Origin of the sequence: Ensifer sp. 2TAB8, assembly GCF_052115125.1 — a bacterium.
GTDB lineage: Bacteria > Pseudomonadota > Alphaproteobacteria > Rhizobiales > Rhizobiaceae > Ensifer.
Window position 1 is genome coordinate 68,873 of record NZ_JBFRGB010000015.1, and the last position, 20,224, is coordinate 89,096.

Annotated in this window: 18 protein-coding genes; 7 read left to right on the forward strand and 11 right to left on the reverse strand. The window is 61.0% G+C overall.

Annotation, left to right across the window (positions count from 1 at the left end; genetic code table 11):
• The first annotated feature begins 759 nt into the window (after positions 1 to 759).
• Positions 760 to 1,599, forward strand: coding sequence for a polysaccharide lyase (locus AB4Z53_RS22860; protein WP_441597897.1), 840 nt, complete (start codon positions 760 to 762; stop codon positions 1,597 to 1,599).
• A 251-nt stretch (positions 1,600 to 1,850) separates the two neighbouring features.
• Here AB4Z53_RS22860 and dhaL (AB4Z53_RS22865) read toward each other — a convergent pair whose 3' ends face one another.
• From dhaL (AB4Z53_RS22865) to AB4Z53_RS22915, 11 genes are all read right to left on the reverse strand, one after another.
• A complete protein-coding gene (dhaL, locus tag AB4Z53_RS22865) occupies positions 1,851 to 2,492 on the reverse strand; it encodes a dihydroxyacetone kinase subunit DhaL (protein ID WP_441597815.1) in 642 nt (213 codons plus the stop codon).
• A 62-nt stretch (positions 2,493 to 2,554) separates the two neighbouring features.
• Positions 2,555 to 4,642 carry a bifunctional sugar-binding transcriptional regulator/dihydroxyacetone kinase subunit DhaK gene (locus AB4Z53_RS22870; protein WP_441597816.1) on the reverse strand — a complete coding sequence of 696 codons (2,088 nt, stop codon included), beginning with the start codon at positions 4,640 to 4,642 and terminating at the stop codon, positions 2,555 to 2,557.
• 171 nt (positions 4,643 to 4,813) lie between these two features.
• Positions 4,814 to 5,455 (reverse strand): dihydroxyacetone kinase subunit DhaL, encoded by a 642-nt coding sequence (gene dhaL / locus AB4Z53_RS22875; protein WP_441597817.1) that lies wholly within the window; start codon positions 5,453 to 5,455, stop codon positions 4,814 to 4,816.
• A gap of 15 nt (positions 5,456 to 5,470) precedes the next feature.
• Entirely contained in the window at positions 5,471 to 6,463 is a 993-nt protein-coding gene (locus AB4Z53_RS22880) for a dihydroxyacetone kinase subunit DhaK (RefSeq protein WP_223730488.1), read from the reverse strand.
• Between the two features lie 29 nt (positions 6,464 to 6,492).
• A complete protein-coding gene (locus AB4Z53_RS22885; protein ID WP_113540299.1) occupies positions 6,493 to 7,266 on the reverse strand; it encodes an SDR family oxidoreductase in 774 nt (257 codons plus the stop codon).
• 59 nt (positions 7,267 to 7,325) lie between these two features.
• Complete coding sequence (locus AB4Z53_RS22890; protein WP_223730490.1) at positions 7,326 to 8,312, reverse strand: substrate-binding domain-containing protein; 987 nt, start codon at positions 8,310 to 8,312, stop codon at positions 7,326 to 7,328.
• Between the two features lie 86 nt (positions 8,313 to 8,398).
• A complete protein-coding gene (locus tag AB4Z53_RS22895) occupies positions 8,399 to 9,403 on the reverse strand; it encodes an ABC transporter permease (RefSeq protein ID WP_113540297.1) in 1,005 nt (334 codons plus the stop codon).
• A gap of 58 nt (positions 9,404 to 9,461) precedes the next feature.
• On the reverse strand, positions 9,462 to 10,940 hold the full coding sequence (locus tag AB4Z53_RS22900) for a sugar ABC transporter ATP-binding protein (protein ID WP_441597818.1): 1,479 nt from the start codon (positions 10,938 to 10,940) through the stop codon (positions 9,462 to 9,464).
• A gap of 427 nt (positions 10,941 to 11,367) precedes the next feature.
• Positions 11,368 to 11,703, reverse strand: coding sequence for a type II toxin-antitoxin system RelE/ParE family toxin (locus tag AB4Z53_RS22905; RefSeq protein ID WP_113540295.1), 336 nt, complete (start codon positions 11,701 to 11,703; stop codon positions 11,368 to 11,370).
• Positions 11,703 to 11,978 carry a type II toxin-antitoxin system Phd/YefM family antitoxin gene (locus AB4Z53_RS22910; protein ID WP_113540294.1) on the reverse strand — a complete coding sequence of 92 codons (276 nt, stop codon included), beginning with the start codon at positions 11,976 to 11,978 and terminating at the stop codon, positions 11,703 to 11,705. The genes AB4Z53_RS22905 and AB4Z53_RS22910 overlap by 1 nt, the downstream gene beginning before the upstream one ends.
• Before the next feature lie 467 nt (positions 11,979 to 12,445).
• On the reverse strand, positions 12,446 to 13,462 hold the full coding sequence (locus tag AB4Z53_RS22915; protein WP_441597819.1) for a LacI family DNA-binding transcriptional regulator: 1,017 nt from the start codon (positions 13,460 to 13,462) through the stop codon (positions 12,446 to 12,448).
• Between the two features lie 137 nt (positions 13,463 to 13,599).
• Between AB4Z53_RS22915 and AB4Z53_RS22920 the strand changes: the two genes are divergently transcribed.
• The 6 genes from AB4Z53_RS22920 (at position 13,600) to AB4Z53_RS22945 (ending at position 19,842) form a co-directional block, all read left to right on the forward strand.
• Positions 13,600 to 14,634, forward strand: a complete 1,035-nt coding sequence (locus AB4Z53_RS22920; protein WP_441597820.1) for a Gfo/Idh/MocA family protein — start codon at positions 13,600 to 13,602, stop codon at positions 14,632 to 14,634.
• 10 nt (positions 14,635 to 14,644) lie between these two features.
• On the forward strand, positions 14,645 to 15,547 hold the full coding sequence (locus AB4Z53_RS22925) for a sugar phosphate isomerase/epimerase family protein (protein ID WP_441597821.1): 903 nt from the start codon (positions 14,645 to 14,647) through the stop codon (positions 15,545 to 15,547).
• A 60-nt stretch (positions 15,548 to 15,607) separates the two neighbouring features.
• Complete coding sequence (locus AB4Z53_RS22930) at positions 15,608 to 16,840, forward strand: ABC transporter substrate-binding protein (RefSeq protein WP_291154865.1); 1,233 nt, start codon at positions 15,608 to 15,610, stop codon at positions 16,838 to 16,840.
• Positions 16,841 to 17,045: 205 nt separating this feature from the next.
• Entirely contained in the window at positions 17,046 to 17,948 is a 903-nt protein-coding gene (locus tag AB4Z53_RS22935; RefSeq protein ID WP_441597822.1) for a carbohydrate ABC transporter permease, read from the forward strand.
• On the forward strand, positions 17,945 to 18,772 hold the full coding sequence (locus tag AB4Z53_RS22940) for a carbohydrate ABC transporter permease (RefSeq protein WP_291154863.1): 828 nt from the start codon (positions 17,945 to 17,947) through the stop codon (positions 18,770 to 18,772). The genes AB4Z53_RS22935 and AB4Z53_RS22940 overlap by 4 nt, the downstream gene beginning before the upstream one ends.
• Positions 18,769 to 19,842, forward strand: a complete 1,074-nt coding sequence (locus AB4Z53_RS22945; RefSeq protein WP_441597823.1) for an ABC transporter ATP-binding protein — start codon at positions 18,769 to 18,771, stop codon at positions 19,840 to 19,842. Before AB4Z53_RS22940 ends, AB4Z53_RS22945 begins: the two co-directional genes overlap by 4 nt.
• The last annotated feature ends 382 nt before the right edge of the window (positions 19,843 to 20,224 follow it).

Below are 20,224 nucleotides of genomic sequence, written 5' to 3' on the forward strand. Positions count from 1 at the left end.
GAGTAGGCTAGGCCTCACCGAGCACCGTCACGCTCAGCTCTGTCCTTGCCGCAAATGGGCGCCCCGTAGCTACACGCCGTCACAGTTCGGCCTGGCTCGGAAGTTTGAAACGGCCAAGTTGAGACGGGTTGGCAGCGGGAAGGGAATAATCGGGGAGGGCAACCACATCCAAGCCAGCTCGGATTCATGGGAAAGGGTCTCTGCATGAAGCATGCAGAGTTCGTCGCGCACATTCGTCAAACCTATGCTCGACTTTTTGATCCAGACACGAGCGAGGAGACGTGGTCTCTTTTCCTGACTGTCAACACGGGCTGGAACGGCTTGGTCGAGGAGTATCTACGGCGCGTCGAAATGTACCTCAGCAAAGGCGGGCTGCTTTCCAAGGTCTACATTCGACAAATAGAGGAGAAATGGGGTGGTTTACGCTGCTACCTCAGGCCGACGAATGACTTTCGCCTGTCGGCAGAAGCAACCGCTGCGCTTGGCGGCATCTATCACGATATAGCGGGCCGGTCGTACCACACTTGTGACGTGTGCGGTGGCACCGGACGATTGAAGTCCATCAACGGCACATACCTCACCCGGTGCAACGATCACATCTCTGACCGCAGGTTCACGACGGTTCCTGCAAGTGTCGAGGATGTGGCAAAGGTATTGGATAGCGCTGGTAGCGCACCTCATGGGAACGGCAAGGCCGCGGCTCCACTCTCTTGGGAGGCCAATCTTGTCGACGGTTTCGAAGGTGACCGCTTCTCGCCCATGGGTGGGCTCTACTATCGCGACAATGTCGAGCAACGGGCAGGCTCACTCGAGTTTCAGCGCGACGTCACGTTTGGCAGTGCCGGCGCGTTGAAGCTAAGCGTCCGACCGCTCTTTAACGGCGAAGACCATCGAAGCGAGCGGGCGGAGGTGTGGGAACGCACGGCCCTGCGCGTACCCTATGACACGGCCGTCTGGTACGGCTTTTCCGTGAAGTTTGCCGACCCAATCCCGCAACAGGACCACCGCCATCTGATCGCTCAATGGAAGCGCGAGATCGGTCCGGACGCCAGGGGTGACTATAGTCCCTTCCTGGCACTTCGTTTGGTTCGCGGTCGGCTCTTTGCGACCGTTGAAACCACTTATCCCGTGATCCCTGGCCGGTTTTTGCCAACCGGCGCACCGGTTCTCACGCCGGTTTGGCTACGTCCGGGAAAGCGGCAGATGCGTGCACTGGTAGCCGCCGACCCGGGTTGGACGCCAGCAGACGGGCACCTGTTTACCGCCTACACGGATCGTATCACTGTCATCCCCAGAGGAAATGAACTGCCGACGCCGCATAGTGGCTGGATTGACTTTGCGGTGATGACCCGTCCTGGTCCGGATGGTACGGGGCATATCGAACTCTTCGCCAACGATCGTTGGATCGTGACGGTCCGAGGGCATATCGGCCATGACGAACAAGGGCTGGGCGCTCGGCAGTATTTCAAGTTCGGCCCCTACCGCTCGGCATCCCAGGGCGAATGGACGCTCTACTTCGACAACTTTCGCCGCTCCACGCGTAGTGATGATGTGCTCGGACCGACCGGACTTCAAGCGCTGCGCTCAGCAGGCTCATAGATCCCGGGGTTGAATACTTCCTCAAAAGCTGGAGCGCGCCCCTGGCCGATTCAATGACTGCAAGCTGAAGCCGTGCCCCCATTGCATTGGCCGGGGCACTTGCGAACGTGGCCTTCGCCCGTCTGCCGCAGCTTGCGCGAAGGTCTTTGCTACTTTTCGACACCCAATCGTTCGATGCCAGGAAGCACCCCTTGATGGCGTCGCGACCGGTGCACGCCTTGTAGACCCCGTAGCGTCCGCTCTGTTGTTGCTCAACTGCCGAGGGTTGCCGCCATGGCGCGGATAACAACAACGGCGGAAGCAGCACCTGGGTCGACATGGCCAAGCGAACGTTCGCGCACACGGGCTGCCCGACCCTTGGCCGCCACCATCGATCGGGTCGCGTTGGCTCCGGCGTCGGCGGCGGCAACGACATCGCTCCAGAACTCAGCTCTAGTCTTCTTGTCTGCGAGTGCTGCTGCTGCGGCGTCGGCTGCTGGCAGCCAGGCATCCAGCATGGTCTTGTCGCCGCGCTGGCCCTTGCCACGCTCGCAGATGCCTGAGCCGATGGCGTCGATCATGGCCGCTGCGGTGGCAAGGTTCAGTTCACTGGCGCCCGCAAGCGCCTGTGCGGCGCGACGAAAGGCGGTCGCATAAAGCGGACCCGTCGATGCGCCAACGGCGTTGAGGAAGGCACCAGCCGCCGTCGCCATCACATCGGAGGGCTGCGCACTGTGGACGTCGATCTTTGCGAGTTCGGCTTTCACCGCAAGGAAACCCAACGACATCGTTGTGCCATGGTCGGCGTCGCCAATCGCGCCGTCCAGTTCGGAAAGATGATCCTTCTCGGTCTCCACGGCGGCAGAAATCGCCTCGAACATAGCGATGAGGCGGCGCACCGCATTTTCCGACATGATTATCCTCCCAGAACGTCGCGGGGGGTGGCGTTTCGTAGCCCGCACCCCGTGACGGAATATCAATTGATACGCAGGAAAGCCGTTTCGCAAGGATGGCGCAACAGTTCGGTCAGTTCCTGGTCGAGATGCAGAATGGAGATGGAAGCTCCAACCATGTCGAGTGAGGTGCAATAGTGCCCAATCCAGTTCGCTTCAATCCGAATATTCTTGGCTTCCAGTCTTTGGGCGACTCTCCGGAATAGGATGTAGAGTTCCATCATCGGTGTGCCGCCGAAGGAGTTGACGAGCACGGCAACGCGGTCGCCGGGGGCGGCCTTCATCTCCTTGAAGATGTTGTCCATGATGCTGTCGGTGATTTCGTCTGCGGATTTGATCCGCTCGCGCGTGACCCCCGGTTCGCCATGGATGCCCATCCCGATCTCCATGTCATCGGGCCCAATCTCGAAATTGTGCCTTCGGGTCTGCGGCATCGCGCAGGGCTCGAGCGCCACGCCGACGGTGTAGGTGCGCAGGTTTGCCTTTCGCGTGACCGCCTCGCAGGCTTCAAGCGTCAGGCCGCGATCACAGGCAGCACCGGCGATCTTGAAGATGAAGAAGTTTCCGGCAACGCCACGGCGTCCCTCGCGGTCTTCGACCGGCGACGATGCGATGTCATCGGTGGTGAGCACCGTGCGGACTTTGATGCCTTTCTCCTCGGCGATCTCCGCGGCCATCTCGAAGTTCATCACGTCGCCCGCATAATTGCCGTAGACGAAAAGCACGCCCTCGCCGCCCGAGGCAGCGGCTGCGCATTGTACGATCGGGTCGGGTGGCGGCGAGGAGAAGATATTGCCGACGGCAACGGCATCGGCGAGCCCCTTGCCGACATAGCCGAGAAAGCATGGCTCGTGGCCCGTGCCGCCGCCAATCACCAGTCCGACTTTCCCAGACCTTGGGCCGTTGCGCGCGACCAGCGCGCGATTGGAGCCGTTGATTTGCTGCAGATAATCGGTATGTGCGCGAACGACGCCGTCGAGCATCTCCTCGACCACTTGGTTCGGGTTGTTCAGGAACTTCTTGACGTGGGTTCGATAAGAGCTTGGCGCCTGCGCGACCTTTGGCTTCTGGGATAGCCGTGCATCGAGACTCGTAACGCCGTCTGCCCGAAGGATGCCGTGTCCCGTTGCCGCATCGGTGATCAGCACGTTGGCGTAGCCGCCGCGCAGTGCCGCAAGGAGGGCCGGAACCTTGTCGAAGCCGCCTGCAACGAGAATGCGCGTGTCGATCTTGCGCAGCATGTCGAGCGAGATACCGACGGTGCGGTCGTCGAGCGGGCCTGCGACCGGTCGGCCTCGCTCGTCGATAAAGCGTCCGGCAACGACGCCGACGGCCCCGGCCGCCAGGTAGTGCTGCAGCGAAACGGATTCGAAGAAGCCGCTGGTATGGATCGTCGAGTTTGGTCGCAGCGAGGAAATGCCAAAGAGCATTCGATTGGCGCGCCCGAGCGTTTGGAATTGTTCCTGCAGCAGCGGTTCGTCCAGCAGCATGGTGCGCATTGCCGGCGATTTGACGATGGCCGGGGCGGTGATGTTGACGCATCGCGCCGAGACCGACTGAGCGATTGCGGCCGCACAGAGCTCGGGCGTGTAGGCAAAGGTCGCGGTGGTGCCGCCAGTCGCCTGGACGACGGTCATGTCCTGGAGCGCTGCAATATCCGCATGTTCGCCGACGGAAAGCACGGTGCGCCCCCAGGCGACGGCGAGCGTGTCCCCGGACTTCAGGAGCTTCGGAAGCGCCTGTGCGGCGGCTACGCCAAGCCGGTCGATGAGCGGTCGCGCGTTGTCATCGCTTGGGACCACAAGGCAGTCCATCAGCCCGAAATGCCGCTTCAATTCCTGGGCGATCGTCAAGGAAGCCAGCCGCGCCGGCTCCAGGGAGATGTGGACGATGCCTTTTTCGCGCGCGTCCGCCAGATAGCTGTTGACCGTCGCGCGTGAGACCCCCATGGCGTCGGCGATCTCGCCTTGGGTCATGCCGTCTTCGTAGTAGAGCCAGCAAGCCCACACATAGGGGTCATCGCCGTAGCGCAGCGGGATTGCGTCCGACGTATCGCTCGCACCGCCGCGGTTGGCGCCGCCCTTGCGTGGAGAGGGTGTCTTGGTCGTCATCTGGTCTTTTTCTTCCCCTGTTTTGGCTCGGGAGGATGGAAGCAACGTCGTGCTTTTGCAACCTCATAACCGCATGGAGCGGGGCGCGACCCCAGTCTATTCACCGGGATCGCGCAGGCCCTGGGAGAAGGTCATCGGCCGCGACAAGCTTGTCGCCGCGGCGCGCAGGTGTCAGGCGAGGCGCGCCTGGGCGCCAAGCGAAAGTTCCTTGAGGATGATTGCGCAGGATGTCGCGCCTGCATCGAGCACCCCTAGGGAGCGCTCGCCGAGCCGGCTGGCGCGGCCGATCTTGGCAACGAGGTCGCGCGTCGAGTCGCGGCCGGCTTCGGCCGCGACAATCAGGGCGTCGAGGGCTTCGGAGAAGCTCTTGCCGGACGAGACAGACTCGTCGAAGGCCTCAATGGCCGGAACGAGCGTGTCGATCAGTGTCTTGTCGCCAACCTTGGCGGAGCCGATCGACTGAATGCCCTCGAGCCCCGCGTGCAGCATACGGCTGTAGGCTGCCGTGTCGATGGCCGGCACGCCGTCGAGCTTTTCGGCAAACTCGGTGAACATCACCCCATAGAGCGGGCCCATCGAGCCACCGATCTCGGTCATCAGCACGGTGCCGAGCGTGTCCAGCGCCTCCGACAGGGTGGTTTCCCTGTCCTTCAGCCGGTCGGCTGCCATGCCGAAGCCCTTGGCCATGTTGACGCCGTGGTCGCCGTCGCCGATCTTGCCGTCGATCTCGCTCAGATAGGCGCGGTTCTCGATAATGCGTTCTGCGAGCGACTGCACGATCGCGCCGGCATTGGCGTTGCTAAACGTCTGCATGATGCGCTTCCTTCCTCACAGGATGGTGGTGCAGCGGACCTCGACGTCGAGGAGCGCCTTGAGTTCGTCGTCGAGTGCCAGCACGGTCAGCGTCGCGCCGACCATCTCCAGCGATGTGAAGTAGTTGCCGATATAGGTGCGGTAGATGCTGAGGCCGCGGGCGGTGATTTCCTTCTCGATCGTGTCGTTCAGGATGTAGAGCTCGTTGAGCGGCGTGGCCCCGAGGCCAGAAACCAGCACCGCAACCTCCGTTCCTGACGCCAGGTTGTGATCGTCGAGCACGATCTGGCACATGTCCTTGGCGACTTCGTCGGCGGTCTTCAGCGCTTCGACCCGTACGCCCGGTTCGCCATGATGGCCGATGCCGACTTCCATCGTACCGGGCTCGATCTGGAAGTTCGGATGGCCGACGGCGGGAAGCGTGCAGGGACCAAGGCCGACGCCGATCGAGCGGCAGTTGTCGATCGCCTTCTGCGCGGTCGCGCGCACCTCTTTGAGACTTGCGCCTTCGGCCGCCTTGGCGCCGCCGATCTTCCACATGAAGATCTCGCCGGCCACGCCGCGGCGCTTCTCGCGCTCTTCCGGCGGTGCCGAGCAGACGTCGTCATTGGCAACGACGGTCAGCACCTCGATGCCATCCTTGGCGGCGAGCTTCGTCGCCATCTTCACGTTCATGTTGTCGCCGGCATAGTTGCCGTAAAGGCAGACGACGCCCTTGCCGCCATTGGCTTCGCGGATGGCATCGTGGAAGCTCTTGGCGGTCGGTGAGGAGAAAAGCTCGCCGACGGCAACGGCATCCAGCATGTTGCGGCCGGTGTAGCCGATGAAGGCCGGCTCGTGGCCGGAGCCGCCGCCGGTGACGACGCCGACCTTGCCGGCAACCGGCGCGCCCTTGGCGACGACCACGCGCGGGTTGTCAGCCAGGCGAACGATGTCGGAGTGAGCCTTGACGAAGCCCTTGACGGTGTCCTCGACCACCTCGTCGGGATTGTTGATGAACCTTTGCATGGTGTCTCCTGTAATGGGGTCGTGCTTCGTCAGAGAATGGTGTAGCCGCCGTCGATCAGGAGATCGGCGCCGTTGATCATGTCGGCTCCTGCCGACGCCAGGAACACGGCGGCCGCCGCGATCTCTTCGGGATAGGCGAAACGGCCCGCCGGGATACGCTTCTTGGCTGCTTCCCCCTTCTCACCGCTCCAGGCCTTCTTGCCGAGTTCGGTCAGAACGATGGTCGGCGAGATCGTGTTGACGGTGATGCCGTGCTTGCCCCATTCGGCCGCAAAGGTCTTCGACATGCCGATGACGCCGAACTTCGATGCGCAATAGGCAACGTGGTCTTCGATCGCCACGGTGCCGGCCTGGGAGGCGAGATTGACGATCTTGCCGCCCTTTCCGGCTGCGATCATCGCCCGACCGACCGCCTGGGTGACGAGGAAGCTGCCCTTCAGATTGATGGCGATGGTCTTGTCCCAATGGTCGAGCGACAGATCTTCGGCCGGCGCCAGGTAGACGACGCCGGCGCTGTTGACGGCGACGTCGATGCCACCGAACGCGGCGACCACGCTCGAGACGGCCGCATTGACCGAGGCTGCATCCGAAACGTCGCAGACGAAGGGCCTCGCGCCACCGCCGAGCGCTTCGGCTTTTGCGCGCGCAACATCCTCATTGATGTCGAGCACGGCCACTTTGGCGCCCTTGGCGGCAAAGGCGCTGGCGATGGCCGCACCGATGCCGGAGGCGCCGCCGGTGACGAGGGCGACCTTGCCGGTCAGCGGGAAGTTTAGGTCGATCTGGGGGGTGGTCTCGGTCATGTCGTTGTCCCTCGGCGGTTGGATAGCGGGGCCGGCAAGCCGCCCCGCCAGCATTGGCGTTACTTGCGGGCTTCGAGCAGCTTGTCGACGTTCTCGGTCGTGACCGGGGTCCACGGAACGTTGTATTCCTTGTCCTTGCCGTCGTTGAACGGCATGTCGGGATACTGCGCCCAGATGTCGGACTGCGGCTTGTAGTCACCCTTCTTTGCCTGGAAGATCGCGATGTCGAGCGCGCCCTGCGCCTGGGCGCGGGCATCCTGCAGGATCGAAGTCATCGTGCCTTCCTTGACGGCCGTCAGCGCATCCGTCACGCCGTCGATGCCGGCAATGGCGAAGTCGTCGACCTTGAGGCCGGCCGACTTGATCGCCTCGATCGCGCCGAGCGCCATCTCGTCGTTCTGGCCGATGACGCCGTTGATCTGGCCCTTGTGAGCCGTGAGCCAGTTTTCCATCAGCGTCTGGGCTTCGGCACGCGACCAGTTGGCGGTCTGCTGTTCCAGGACCTTGACGTCGGGGCACTCGGCGAGCGCCTTCTTGTTGCCTTCGAGACGGGAGATCTGCGCCGACTGGCCGATCGGGCCCTCGATGATCACGACGTTGCCCTTGCACCCGATCTTGTCGAGCACGGTCTTGGCTTCCATGTAGCCCGAGACCGTGTCATCCGATCCGACATAGGCGGTCAAGAGATCCGAGTTGACGCGCGTGTTGGAGCCGACGACCGGGATCCCGGCGTCGTGTGCGGCTTGAACGGCGGTTGCGCCAGCCTCGATATCGATTGGCACGAAGATGATCGCGTTGAATTTCTGCGTGATCATCGTGTTGAACTGTTCCTGCTGGACCAGCGCGTCGTAGCGGCCGTCAAACACGGTCAGTTCGACTTCACCGCTCTTGACGGCGGGATGATCTTCGAGGGCCGCCGACCAGATCTGCATAAATTCGGCGTTGAGGCCGTAGGGCGCTGCGCCGATCTTGATCTTTTCCTGCGCGACGGCTGACGACGCCAAGAGGGCCGTGGCGGAAGCCAGGGCGATCACGAGTTTCTTCATGCTACTCCTCCATATTGTGGTTTCCGCCGCCTTCATGGCGCACGGATTGGTTGACAGCCGCCGTCAAGCGGCCGTTGTCTTGAGGGTCAGAGACCCTGATTGCGTTTCTGGTCGAGCATCACGGCGCCAACGATCAGCGCGCCCTTGAGGACTTGCTGGTAGTAGGACTGGATGCCCATCAGATCGAGGCCGTTGTTCATCACGCCGATGATCAGCGCCCCGATCAGCGTTCCCGTGACGCGGCCGACGCCACCCGAAAGGCTAGTGCCGCCGATGACGACCGCGGCGATAGCGTCGAGTTCATAGGCGATGCCTGCCTGCGGCAGGGCCGAGCCGGTGCGAGCCGAGAGCATCATGCCTGCAAGGCCCGAAAGACCGCCGGAGATGACGTAGACGAGGAAGCGGATGCGGGTGACGTTGATGCCCGAAGTCTTGGCAGCATGCGGATTACCGCCAACGGCGTAGATGTAGCGGCCGAAGCGCGTGCGGGTCAGGATCCACCAGGATGCGAGAAAGACGGTCGCAAGCAGGATGACCGGCATCGGGATGCCAAGGATGTTGCCCGTTCCGATCCAGCGGAACTCAGGCGTCAGCGCCGGCACGGGCTTGCCGCCGCCATAGATCAGCGTCATGCCGCGGGCAGCAGACAACATGCCGAGCGTGGCGACGAAGGCCGGGACCGAGAAGCGCGAAACGATGAAGCCGACAATGATGCCGCAGGCGACGCCGACGAGAATGCCGATCGCCAGTGCCACAAAGAAGGGGTAGGGCGCGCCGGCGACACCGGCAGTGGCCGAAGTGGTCGCGAAGCTGGCGCTGACCATTCCGGCAAGGGCCACGACCGAGCCTACGGACAGGTCTATGCCGCGTGTCAGGATGACGAAGGTCATGCCGATCGCAAGTACGCCGTTGATCGACGTCTGCAAAAGCACGTTCGAGATGTTGCCGGGCGTCAGGAAGTACTCGTTGGAGAACGAGAGGATGACTGCCAGCAGCAGGAAGGCGAGAAAGATGCCGTATTCCTGGATCAGCGTGCCGCGCTGTTCGGCGCTGAACCAGCTTCTGGACGGGTTGTTTTCGATGTTGGACACGGTTCTCAGGCCCCTTTGATGTCGGACAAGCGCTTTTGGCGTCGATCTCGCGGGTGGTTCAGGTCGACAGATGGACGAGGGTTTGGGCGTCGGTCGCCCGGCGGTCGTAGATGCCGGCCGATTTTCCCTGCCGCATGACCAGGATACGGTCGGACATGCCGAGCACTTCGTCGATCTCGGAGGAAATCATGACGACGGTGCCGCCGGCTGCGGTGAAGTCACAGATGATGCGGTAGATTTCGCGTTTCGCGCCCACGTCGACGCCGCGGGTGGGCTCATCAAGCAGGAGCAGTCGCGGTTGGCGCAGGAACCATTTGCCCAACACCACCTTCTGCTGGTTGCCGCCCGATAGGCCCGAGACCGGCATCGTGTCGCGTGCGGCTTTGATGCCGAAGCGAGCGATCATCTCGGCACTGGCTGCCGCCTCGTCCCGCGCCTTCATGACGAAACTTGGGCTCATCTCGGGAAGGCTGGCCAGGCAGATGTTGCCGCGAACGCTATCGGCAAGATTGAGGCCGCTGACTTTCCTGTCTTCGGTGACAAGCGCGATACCGCTCGCCATTGCGTCGGCCGGCTTGTTGACACTGATCTGCTCGCCCTCGAGCCTCACGTCGCCCCGTGCCGGACGGTCGAGGCCGAACAGGCAGTTGAAGATCTCCGTGCGGCCCGAACCCATCAGCCCGTAGATGCCGAAGATCTCGCCCTTGCGCACGGAAAACGAGATATCCTCGATCTTGCCCGGCAATGTCAGCCCAGAGACCTCGAGGCCGATCTTGTCGGTCGGAGCGTTGGTCTTGATATATTCCTCGCCGAGTTCGCGCCCGACGATCATCTTGATCAGGCCGGGGCGATCGATATCGGCAAGCAGGCCGCTGCCGACATAGCCGCCGTCGCGAAAGACCGTGTAGCTGTCGGCGATCTGGAAGATCTCCGAAAGCCGATGCGAGACGTAGACGACGCCCTTGCCCTCGGCCTTGAGGCGAGCGACCGCGGCAAACAGGTGCTGGGCTTCCTTCTCGCCAATCGCTGATGTCGGTTCGTCCATGAAAATCACCTCGGCTTCGTGGCTGAAAGCCTTGGCGATTTCGACGAGCTGCATCTGCGCGACCGAAAGGGTCATCATCGTCTGGGTGGCGCGGATGCCGAATTCCAGCCGATCCAGCAATTGCTGGGCATCCCGGTTCATCTTCTTGAAATCGATGCCGCCGAAGCGCCCTGAGGGTTCGCGGCCGAGATAGATGTTTTCGGCCACCGTCATGTGCGGGACGGGGCTCAGTTCCTGCTCGATGATGGCGATGCCGGAGGCAAGTGCTTCGGCCGGATTGCCGTAGCGGACTTCCTTGCCGCGCCGCCAGATCGTGCCGCCGTCGCGTTGCTGAATGCCCATCAGGATCGAAAGGAAAGTGGACTTGCCGGCGCCGTTGCCACCGCAAAGCGCGTGAACGGAGCCGGCCTGAAGCTCCAGGCGGCCGTCGCGCAAGGCGGCGACGCCTCCGAACGACTTCTTCAATCCCTCAACTTTCAGCAATGGCTGCATGGTTTCCTCCACGCGTCGTCAATTTCGACAAAAATCACATTGAGATCGACAAATGTCAATCATGCAATTTTACTTTTGATAATTGAACTACGACTTTTGTAAAGCTGGAGATGCCGTGCGATATCGCCAAACGCACCGATCGAGGCAGGCCGTTGGTGCTCAAGCCGGCGGGAATTCAGTTCCAGCGCGTTGAAATCGGGGGGTCCACGCCTTCGGCCGCGGGAACTTGGGCCTCACATTGGCGGGAGTAACGCGGCAATTGGTTGCCGTCTTTGTCGCTGGCGCGACCGGGAATTTGAGGTGACGGCGGACGAGCGCTTCGTCGCGACGAGCGCGGCCGAACGACGAGGTTCGCGCAGGAATTGAGGTGACGCGCATGGAAGAAAACGCCGAAGAGGAGGCGGCCCGAGCCTCCTTACGGGCAAGGTCACGATTGTTTCGTGCGGAATAGGCGCTTTTCCAAGAATGTCTGCATGTCACGTCGCCCATCGGACACGCAGTAGACGACCACATCTGTACCTAAGATGCGGTAGATCATCCGCCAAGGCTTGTGGTGTAGTTCGCGATATTCGGTGATACCGACAGGAGCGAGCTCTTTGGGGATATTCCCGCGAGCGGGCATATCTTCAAGGCTCGATGCCGCAGCTTCGAGCTCACCTAGCATTCGCACGGCTGTCTCGACACCATCGCGTTCCGCAATGAAGCTATAGAGATCTTCGATATCCTGTTCGGCGTCTTCGGAGAATAGAACTCTGTAAGCCATCAGGATTTGGATACGCGTTGCCTGATCCGCTTGAACGTCTCGGCTGCCGGACGCAAGTTGCCCGCTTCGACCTGCTTGTTGGTAAGCGCAAGTACTTTCAGCAGGGCGATCGTCTCCTGCGTTTCCTCGTAAACCGTAACATCCTGCAGCACGGCTTTCGCTTCGCCGTGGACCGTGAGCACCACCGGTTCGCGATTTTCGGCAAGCGTCCGGACGATTTCAGGCGCGTGGGCCTTTAGGTAGCTGATGGGTTTCACTTGCTGCGAAAGCTTCATAACCGTCGTCTCCACTTAGACCAAAAGATAGGCCTTTAAATGGTCGAATGCAAATGGATGATCCTGCAGGGTCTTAGTAGAGGGCGATTTTGGCGGCGGTTTATGCGCGAATGTTTCGACCGACCGTTCGACGGTCAGTGGCTGTCTGTCGAACTGGCTCGTGATGGAGCTGTCAGCCGCTGAATGGCCCTTCTCCTTGCAGAATTACAGGCATGTTGAGGACACTGGCGAGTGCACCGTCGAACGGAGAACAGATGCAGGCTCGGGTCAATCCGCCAGCTGGATAAATAATAGTGGCATCCTTCTTAATGTTTTATGGGTGGGCGAATGATGCGCGCTGGCTCCTGCGATCAAGCCAGATCAAGCGTCCAACAGTTCAACTCCCTTCATGGACGTTTCGGCGCCTCTGCGGGGGAGAGGCCGAACGCGGTCCGACTGTCGCCGCCAATGCGGCAATCGAGGCTTGGTCAATCGCTCTCGCCCGGGACGAGCGTCATGGGCCAGAGGAGCCGCGCAGATCTCGCCGGGTAAATGTCTGCAAAAGCAGGCATCGTACCAAGCAGGGATTCGGCAAGTGCTATGCCAAGATCGCGCAGCGACAGACTGAAAGCCGTCAATCGGGGCGACAGGAATTGCGAATGCGGACTTTGACGGCCGATGATCGCCATGTCTCGCCCAGGTCTGATACCAGCTTCCACCAGCCCACGATAAAGGCCGACGGTGATCGCTTCGTTGATCAGCACGATTGCGGTCGGGCGTGTCTCGAGTGCGCTCAATTCTCGGGCGATCTGGTATCCGCCTGCCTCGTTCGGGGTTGACCGGAAAATGTGGCGCTCGTCGAGATGCAGCCCATGTCGGGCAAGGGTCGCCCGGCACTGATCTTCAAACACATAGCCCAGGTTCATGTCGTCATGCGGTCGTGTAATCGCGATGTGCTTGTGGCCGCGGGCGACGAGCCGATCGATGGACGCCTCGGCCATGCCTTCGAAATCCAGATCGAGCCAGGGTTGACCGACATCGGTCAGGCTTCGTCCCAGTGTGATGAACGGGATCTTGCGCTTGGACAATAACTCGAAGCGGGCATCGTTGCGCCGGGTTGCCGAAAGGATGATGCCGTCGGCAAAACCACGCGCAACGACACGCTTCAAATAGTCGTTCGGGTCCTCCTCGGACGAGCAGAGCAGGGCAACGAGATCGAGCTTGTGACGGGCAAAGACGGTCTGGACGCCGTCGAAGACGCTCATGAAGAAGGTGTCGCCCTGGCCGGTAATTTCGGACCCGGTCTGCATCATGAAGCCGATGACGCCGGTCGCCCCTTTTCGGAGCGCGCGGCCAGATTGGTTGGCGACGTAGCCAAGCGATTCCGCTGCTTCGAGCACCCTTTTTCTGGTCTCTTCGTTGACGTCGGGCTTACCGTTCAGCGCTCGGGAAACCGTGCCAATCGAAATATCGAGGTGTTCGGCAAGCTCGCGAATCCCCTTCATTTTTCCGCGTTCCTCCCCAGACCCGCGACTGGTCATTTTCACACCTCTTGACATAAAAACCCTTTGCCGCATAGTATCGTAAACGTTTACGGAAGCCAATTGAGGAGTTGCTGCTTCCGTTTCTTGGAGGAAATCACGTGCGATACAGAGCCGTTTTGTGCGGGTGCGGAGCTATGGCCAAGGGCTGGCTGAGGGCGCTGACGGAGAGCGATGTTCTTCGCGAGAAAGTGGAGATTGTCGGCCTCGTCGATCTCGATCAGGCGACCGCTGAGGCGCTTGCTGCCGAGTTCAGCCTTCGTGGCATCATAATCGGAACGGACCTGCCGGCGGTTCTTCGCGAGAGCCGGGCCGATCTTCTGTTCGATATCGTCGTTCCGGCCGCGCGCCGCGCAGTGGTGGCTGCCGGCCTTGCGAACGGTTGCCACGTCTTGAGCGAAAAACCGATGGCTGCCACGCTCGAAGAGGCGCGCGAACTGCGTCGGCTTGCCGCTGAGGCATCGCGGACACATGCGATCATTCAAAACCGTCGCTTCATCAGCGGCGTTCGGCGCATACGCCGCCTCATTCAATCCGGCGCTCTCGGTGAGCTGACGGCGTTGCATTGCGACTTCTTCCTTGGTCCGCATTTCGGAGGATTTCGCGAGCAGATGGACAATGTCCTGTTGCTCGACATGGCCATTCACACCTTCGATGCCGCGCGCTTCATGTCGGGCAAGGATCCGCTCGCGGTCTACTGCCACGAATATAATCCCGAGGGCTCCTGGTATCGCCATGGCGCCGCGGCCAATGCGATCTTCGAGTTCTCCGACAATGTCGCGTTTACCTACCGCGGTTCCTGGTGCGCGGAGGGAGCCAGCACCAGTTGGGAAAGCGCGTGGCGCATCACCGGCTCGAAGGGCACTTTGCTTTGGGATGGCGGCGATCGCTTCGATGCAAATGTCGTCACGGGTCAGGAAGGTTTCCTGCGCACCATCGAGCCGATTGCGGTGCCCGATGCCGAAGACCTCGCCGACACGCACGGACATGCAAGCGTGCTCGAGCGTTTCATCCGCGCGATCGATGCGGGAACTGTGCCGGAAACAGACGGCAGCGACAACATCAAGAGCCTTGCCATGGTCTTCGGCGCAATCGACAGCGCGCGGGACGGCAAACGCGTCACCATAGCAGCCTAGGGAGCCTGTTTTGACCAACCCCAGCAAATCCATCCGAATTGGCACGATGATCTCCGCCACGAAGGGTGGCGCCGACAGGCGCATCGGCCAGATCGCCGACATGGGCTTCGAGAGCTTCGAGCCCTTCTTCTGGCAAACGACCAATGGCCAGGACCTCGCCGAGCTTGGCAAGCGTTGCGTGGCCGCAATAGGTGATCGCGACATCACCATCTCAACGCTTGGCATGTTCGGCAATCCGTTGGAGACGACCGCGATCGACGAAGAGACCTTGCAGGGTTGGCGAGACTGCATCGACAATGCCCACCACTTCGGCGCTACTTGCGTTGCCGGTTTCACCGGCCGCCTTCGCGGCAAGCCTTTGACCGACAGCCTGCCGCGGTACAGGAAAATCTGGTCCGAACTGTCGAAGCGTGCAGCCGATAAGGGCGTGAGGATCGCATTCGAGAATTGCGCCATGGACGGCAACTGGCATACCGGCGACTGGAACATCGCGCATAATCCGGATGCCTGGGAGTTGATCTTCAACGAGACGCCGGACGATCACATCGGGCTCGAATGGGAGCCATGCCATCAGATGGTCTATCTGATCGATCCGCTGCCGCAGATCCGCAAATGGGCAGCCAAGATCTTCCACGTGCACGGCAAGGACGCGACCATCCGCTGGGATGTCATCCGCGAGCACGGGATCTTCGGCAAGGAGAAGTTCGTCTTCATGCGTACACCCGGCTTTGGCGACACCAACTGGACCGATGTGATTTCCGAACTTCGGCTGGCTGGCTGGTCCGGCTCGATCGACATCGAAGGCTGGCATGATCCGGTCTATCGCGACGAACTGGAAATGACCGGCCAGGTCCATGGCCTGAATTACCTCAAGACGTGCCGGGGCGGCGACTTCGTCGCCGACCCGGTCTGAGACGTGCATGCTCAGCCGGCATGGAGGATGCCGGCACGGGGATAATCAAAGGAGGAGAAAATGGCTATCCGCGGATCCGCAATCCTGGGCGCGTTCGCCCTTGCAGGTGTCTCTCTATTCGGTCTGTCTGCCAAGGCGGAAGATGTCACGATCAGCGTCTGGTCGCTCGATCGCGATATTCAACCCGCACCGAACCTGATTTCGGACTTCAACAAGTTGAACACCGGCATCAAGGTCGAGTATCGCCAGATCCAGTTCGACGATGTCGTCAGCGAGGCGATGCGTGCCTATTCGACCGGGCAGGCACCCGACATCATCGCCATAGACAATCCGGAGCATGCACTTTTTTCGTCGCGCGGCGCGTTCCTCGATCTCACCGACATGATCGCCAAGTCGACGGTGGTCAAGACGTCGAACTATTTTCCCGGACCTCTCGCCTCCACGATGTGGGATGGCAAGAACTACGGGCTTCCCAAGGCGACGAATACGATTGCGCTCTACTACAACAAGGACATGTTCAAGGCGAAGGGCCTTGATCCTGACAAGCCGCCGCAGACATGGGACGAACTGGTCGAAGCGGCCCGCAAGCTGACGGACCCCGCGGCCAATGTTTACGGGATCGCATTCTCGGCCAAGGCGAATGAGGAGGGGACCTTCCAGTTTCTCCCCTGGGCCCAGATGGCCGGCGGTGGCTACGAGCACATCAATTCGGATGGCGCCGTCAAGGCGCTCGACATCTGGAAAACCATCATTACGGAGAAACTGGCTTCGCCCGACACGCTGACCCGCGGCCAGTGGGATTCGACCGGCACCTTCAACTCCGGCAACGCCGCCATGGCCATTTCAGGTCCGTGGGAACTCGACCGGATGGTGAAGGAGGCGAAGTTCGACTGGGGCGTCGCGCTGTTGCCAGTGCCCGAGCTTGGTGCGGAGCGTTCGTCGGCGATGGGCGATTTCAACTGGGCGATCTTTTCCAATACGCAACACCCTGCCGAAGCGTTCAAGGTGCTCGAGTACTTCGCCTCGCAGGACAATCGCATGTTCAAGGACTTTGGCCAGCTTCCCGCCCGTTCCGACATCGCTATTCCGGAGACTGGCGTGCCGCTCAAGGACGCGGCCCTCAAGGTTTTCAATGAGCAGCTCAAATACGCAAAGCCGCGCGGACCCCATCCGGAATGGCCGAAGATCTCCAAGGCGATCCAGGATGCGATCCAGGCAGCGTTGACCGGGCAGATGACGCCAAAGGATGCGCTCGACCAGGCTGCTGAAAAGATAAAGGCAGTCCTTGGCTAAAGCTTTTGGCAAGGCGGCCTGCACGCTTCGGCATGTGAACCGGAGTGGACAGCCGCCTTCCATTCAGCTTGCTCGATCGCCATTAGGCGCAGGAGCTAAAAACGTGTAACCCATGCTGGCTGTGTCGGCATGCCCTTGGTCGTTCTCGTTTGCAGGCCACCAGTACCAGCCCGTGTGTGCTGGCGCCTCGGCGGCGGAGGAACACATGAAACGCCTTCTATCCAGCCTGATTGACGGCCGCGGCTTCGATGTCGGCCTTGTCAGCCTGCCGCTCGCATTCCTCATCACCTTGTCCGGCCTGCCGTTGCTCTACAACATCGCCATGAGCTTTCAGGAGGTCGACATGTTCAGCCTCGGCAGCTTCTGGCGCCCCTTCGTCGGCCTCAAGAATTATAGGGATCTGTTCGCTCAGCCTGAGACGTGGCCGATCCTGGTCAATACCGCGACCTTCGTCACAGCCTCGATCACCGGTCAGTTCCTTGTCGGCTTTGGCCTGGCACTGTTCTTTTGGACGAATTTTCCAGGCGCATCCTGGGTGCGGGGTCTGTTTCTGGTTTCCTGGGTGATGCCCGGCCTTGTGGTAGGCGCGATCTGGAACTGGATCCTGTCGGGCGATTTTGGCGTGCTCAACTTCATGCTGCGAGAAACGGGCCTCATCGACAGCAACATCTTCTGGCGCTCGGACCCCGGTTACTCCCTCTGGGCCGTCATAATCGCAAACATTTGGCTCGGTACCTCCTTCAACATGATCCTGCTGTCCGTTGGTCTGTCGGCCATTCCGCGGGATCTTTATGAGGCGTCCGAATTGGATGGCGCCAATGTCTGGCAACGCTTCTGGACGATCACCCTGCCGATGATGCGTTCGTCCATCGGGGCGATTGTCGCTCTGGGGCTCATTTTCACGCTGCAGCAATTCGATCTTTTCGCCTCGATCACCTCGGGAGGGCCGAACAATGCCTCCAACGTCACGCAATACTGGGCCTGGGATTTGTCCTTCCGGCAGTACGATTTCGCCAAGGGCGCGACGATCTCGGTGATCATGATCGTCTTCGTGATGATCGCTTCGGTCGTCTACGTGCGTTCGACACGGCATGAGGTGCGCGGATGAGCAATGTATCCCGGGATCGCCTGCTTCTCGCCGTCGCGATCATCCTCGCCGGCATCTATCTCTTCCCGCTCTACTGGATGTACATCACCACGATCAAATCGGGGTCAGAGATGTTTGCGACCCCGCCGACTTTCTGGCCGAGCGATCCCCAGTGGCAAATCTTCGGCAATGTCTGGCAGAGCCGGAACATGGGCCGATATATCTGGAATTCCCTGGTTATCGCCTGCGGAGCAGTCAGTGTCATCACGGTGCTCGGTGTCGGCTGCGCTTACGTGCTGGCGCGCTACCGCAACATCTGGATCGATATCGGGCTGTTCCTCATTCTCATGTTGCAGGTCCTTCCGGCGTCGCTGATGATCACGCCGATCTTCGTGGGCTTTTCGCAAGTTGGGCTGCTCAACTATCCGCGGCTTGCGGTCATCCTTGCGATTGCGGCCAAGAGCATGCCGTTCTTCGTCGTCCTGGTCCGCGCGACCTTCATGAGCGTGCCACAGGAATTGGAGGAAGCAGCGCTCGTCGACGGTAACTCCCGGGTCGGCGCTTTCTTCAATATCGTCCTGCCTCTGGCACGAAACGGCATCCTCGTCAGCGCCATCCTGATCTTCATGCAGGCGTTCGGTGAGTTCGTCTATTCGAAGTCGATGATCCAGGCCGTCGAACTGCAACCGGCAAGCGTGGGTCTGAACTCCTTCATGGGGCCGAACACCAATGAATGGAACAACATCATGGCCTATGCGGCGATCTACGTGACGCCGATCCTCGCCATCTTCGTCCTCCTGCAACGCCGCATCGTCTCTGGCCTTACCTCGGGAGCGCTCAAATGACCGCCCAGATCGAACTGACGAACGTCAACAAGTATTACGGCGCCTATCACGCGCTGAAGGACATCGAGCTGTCGATCCGCAAGGGCAGCTTTACCGCTCTCGTCGGTCCTTCCGGTTGCGGGAAGTCGACCCTGCTGCGGTCGTTGGCCGGCCTTGAGGGCATATCATCAGGTACGCTCAAGATCGCTGGCGAGGTGATGAACGCAGTGCCGCCGCGCAAGCGCGATGTGGCGATGGTGTTCCAGTCATACGCGCTCTATCCGCACATGACGGTCGAGGAAAACCTGACCTACAGCTTGCGCATCAAGGGCGTTGCCAAGGCCGAGCGCAAGAAGGCGGCCAACGAGGTTGCCTCTGTGACCGGACTTACGCATCTGCTCGGGCGCTACCCGCGTGAGCTTTCCGGCGGCCAGCGGCAGCGCGTGGCGATGAGCCGGGCGATTATCCGGCACCCAAAGGCGTTTCTGTTCGACGAGCCGCTCTCCAATCTCGATGCGGCACTTCGCGTTCATATGCGTAAGGAGATCCGCGCGCTGCACGACCGGCTGGGCGCAACGTCGGTCTATGTCACCCACGATCAGGTGGAAGCAATGACGATGGCCGACCATGTGGTCATCATGCGTGACGGCGTCATCGAGCAACAGGGTAGCCCACTTGAGCTTTATGACCGGCCGGCCAACAAGTTCGTCGCTGGTTTCATCGGCTCCCCCGCCATGAATTTCCTGCCCGCGGTCGGCGGTCAGGATGGACGGTCGATCATTCTGGACCTTGGGGTCAAAAAAACGATCGCGCTTGACCGGACCGTACAGCCGGGGCGTGCCCTAAGCGTCGGATTGCGGCCCGAGCATATCGAACTTGCGGCGGCGGATAAGGGTGTTCTCTCGGCACCGGTGGCGCTCGTCGAATCGACGGGGGCGACATGCTTCCTGACAATGGCAACGACGCCCGAACTTTCCGTGGTCTTCAATGGCCGATCGGAGGCAAGAGCAGGCGACAGGGTCGGATTGAGCTTTGCTCCCCGCAGCATGCATCTCTTCGACGCCGATACCGGACGGCGTCTTGCTGATTAAGGCCAGCGCTATCTAGGCGCGCACTTCCGACAATGGAGGCTACCAACCTCTCAGCTGCGCACGCTCGGAAAATTCGGTGGTCCTTAGAAAAGTGCACCACGCACTCGCGATTGCGTTTGAGGGGAGCTTGACGGCGGCCGCATCGTCGCCTTGCGCTTTCTCGGGGGTTCGACCCGTTTCCAGGATCATGGTTTCCCGATCAGAGCGACAGGGAGATTGTTGGTGCTAGCGGCGATTTCATGGCGACGGCGACGTCCGTTCCCGCCGTGACAATCGGCACTTTTACGTGCTTGCCACGGACCATGACGGCTTGGCGCGAAGATTTCGCACTTCGACTGGCAACTGATCGAACGCCGCATCGCGGCCGACAAGCGGGTTGCCG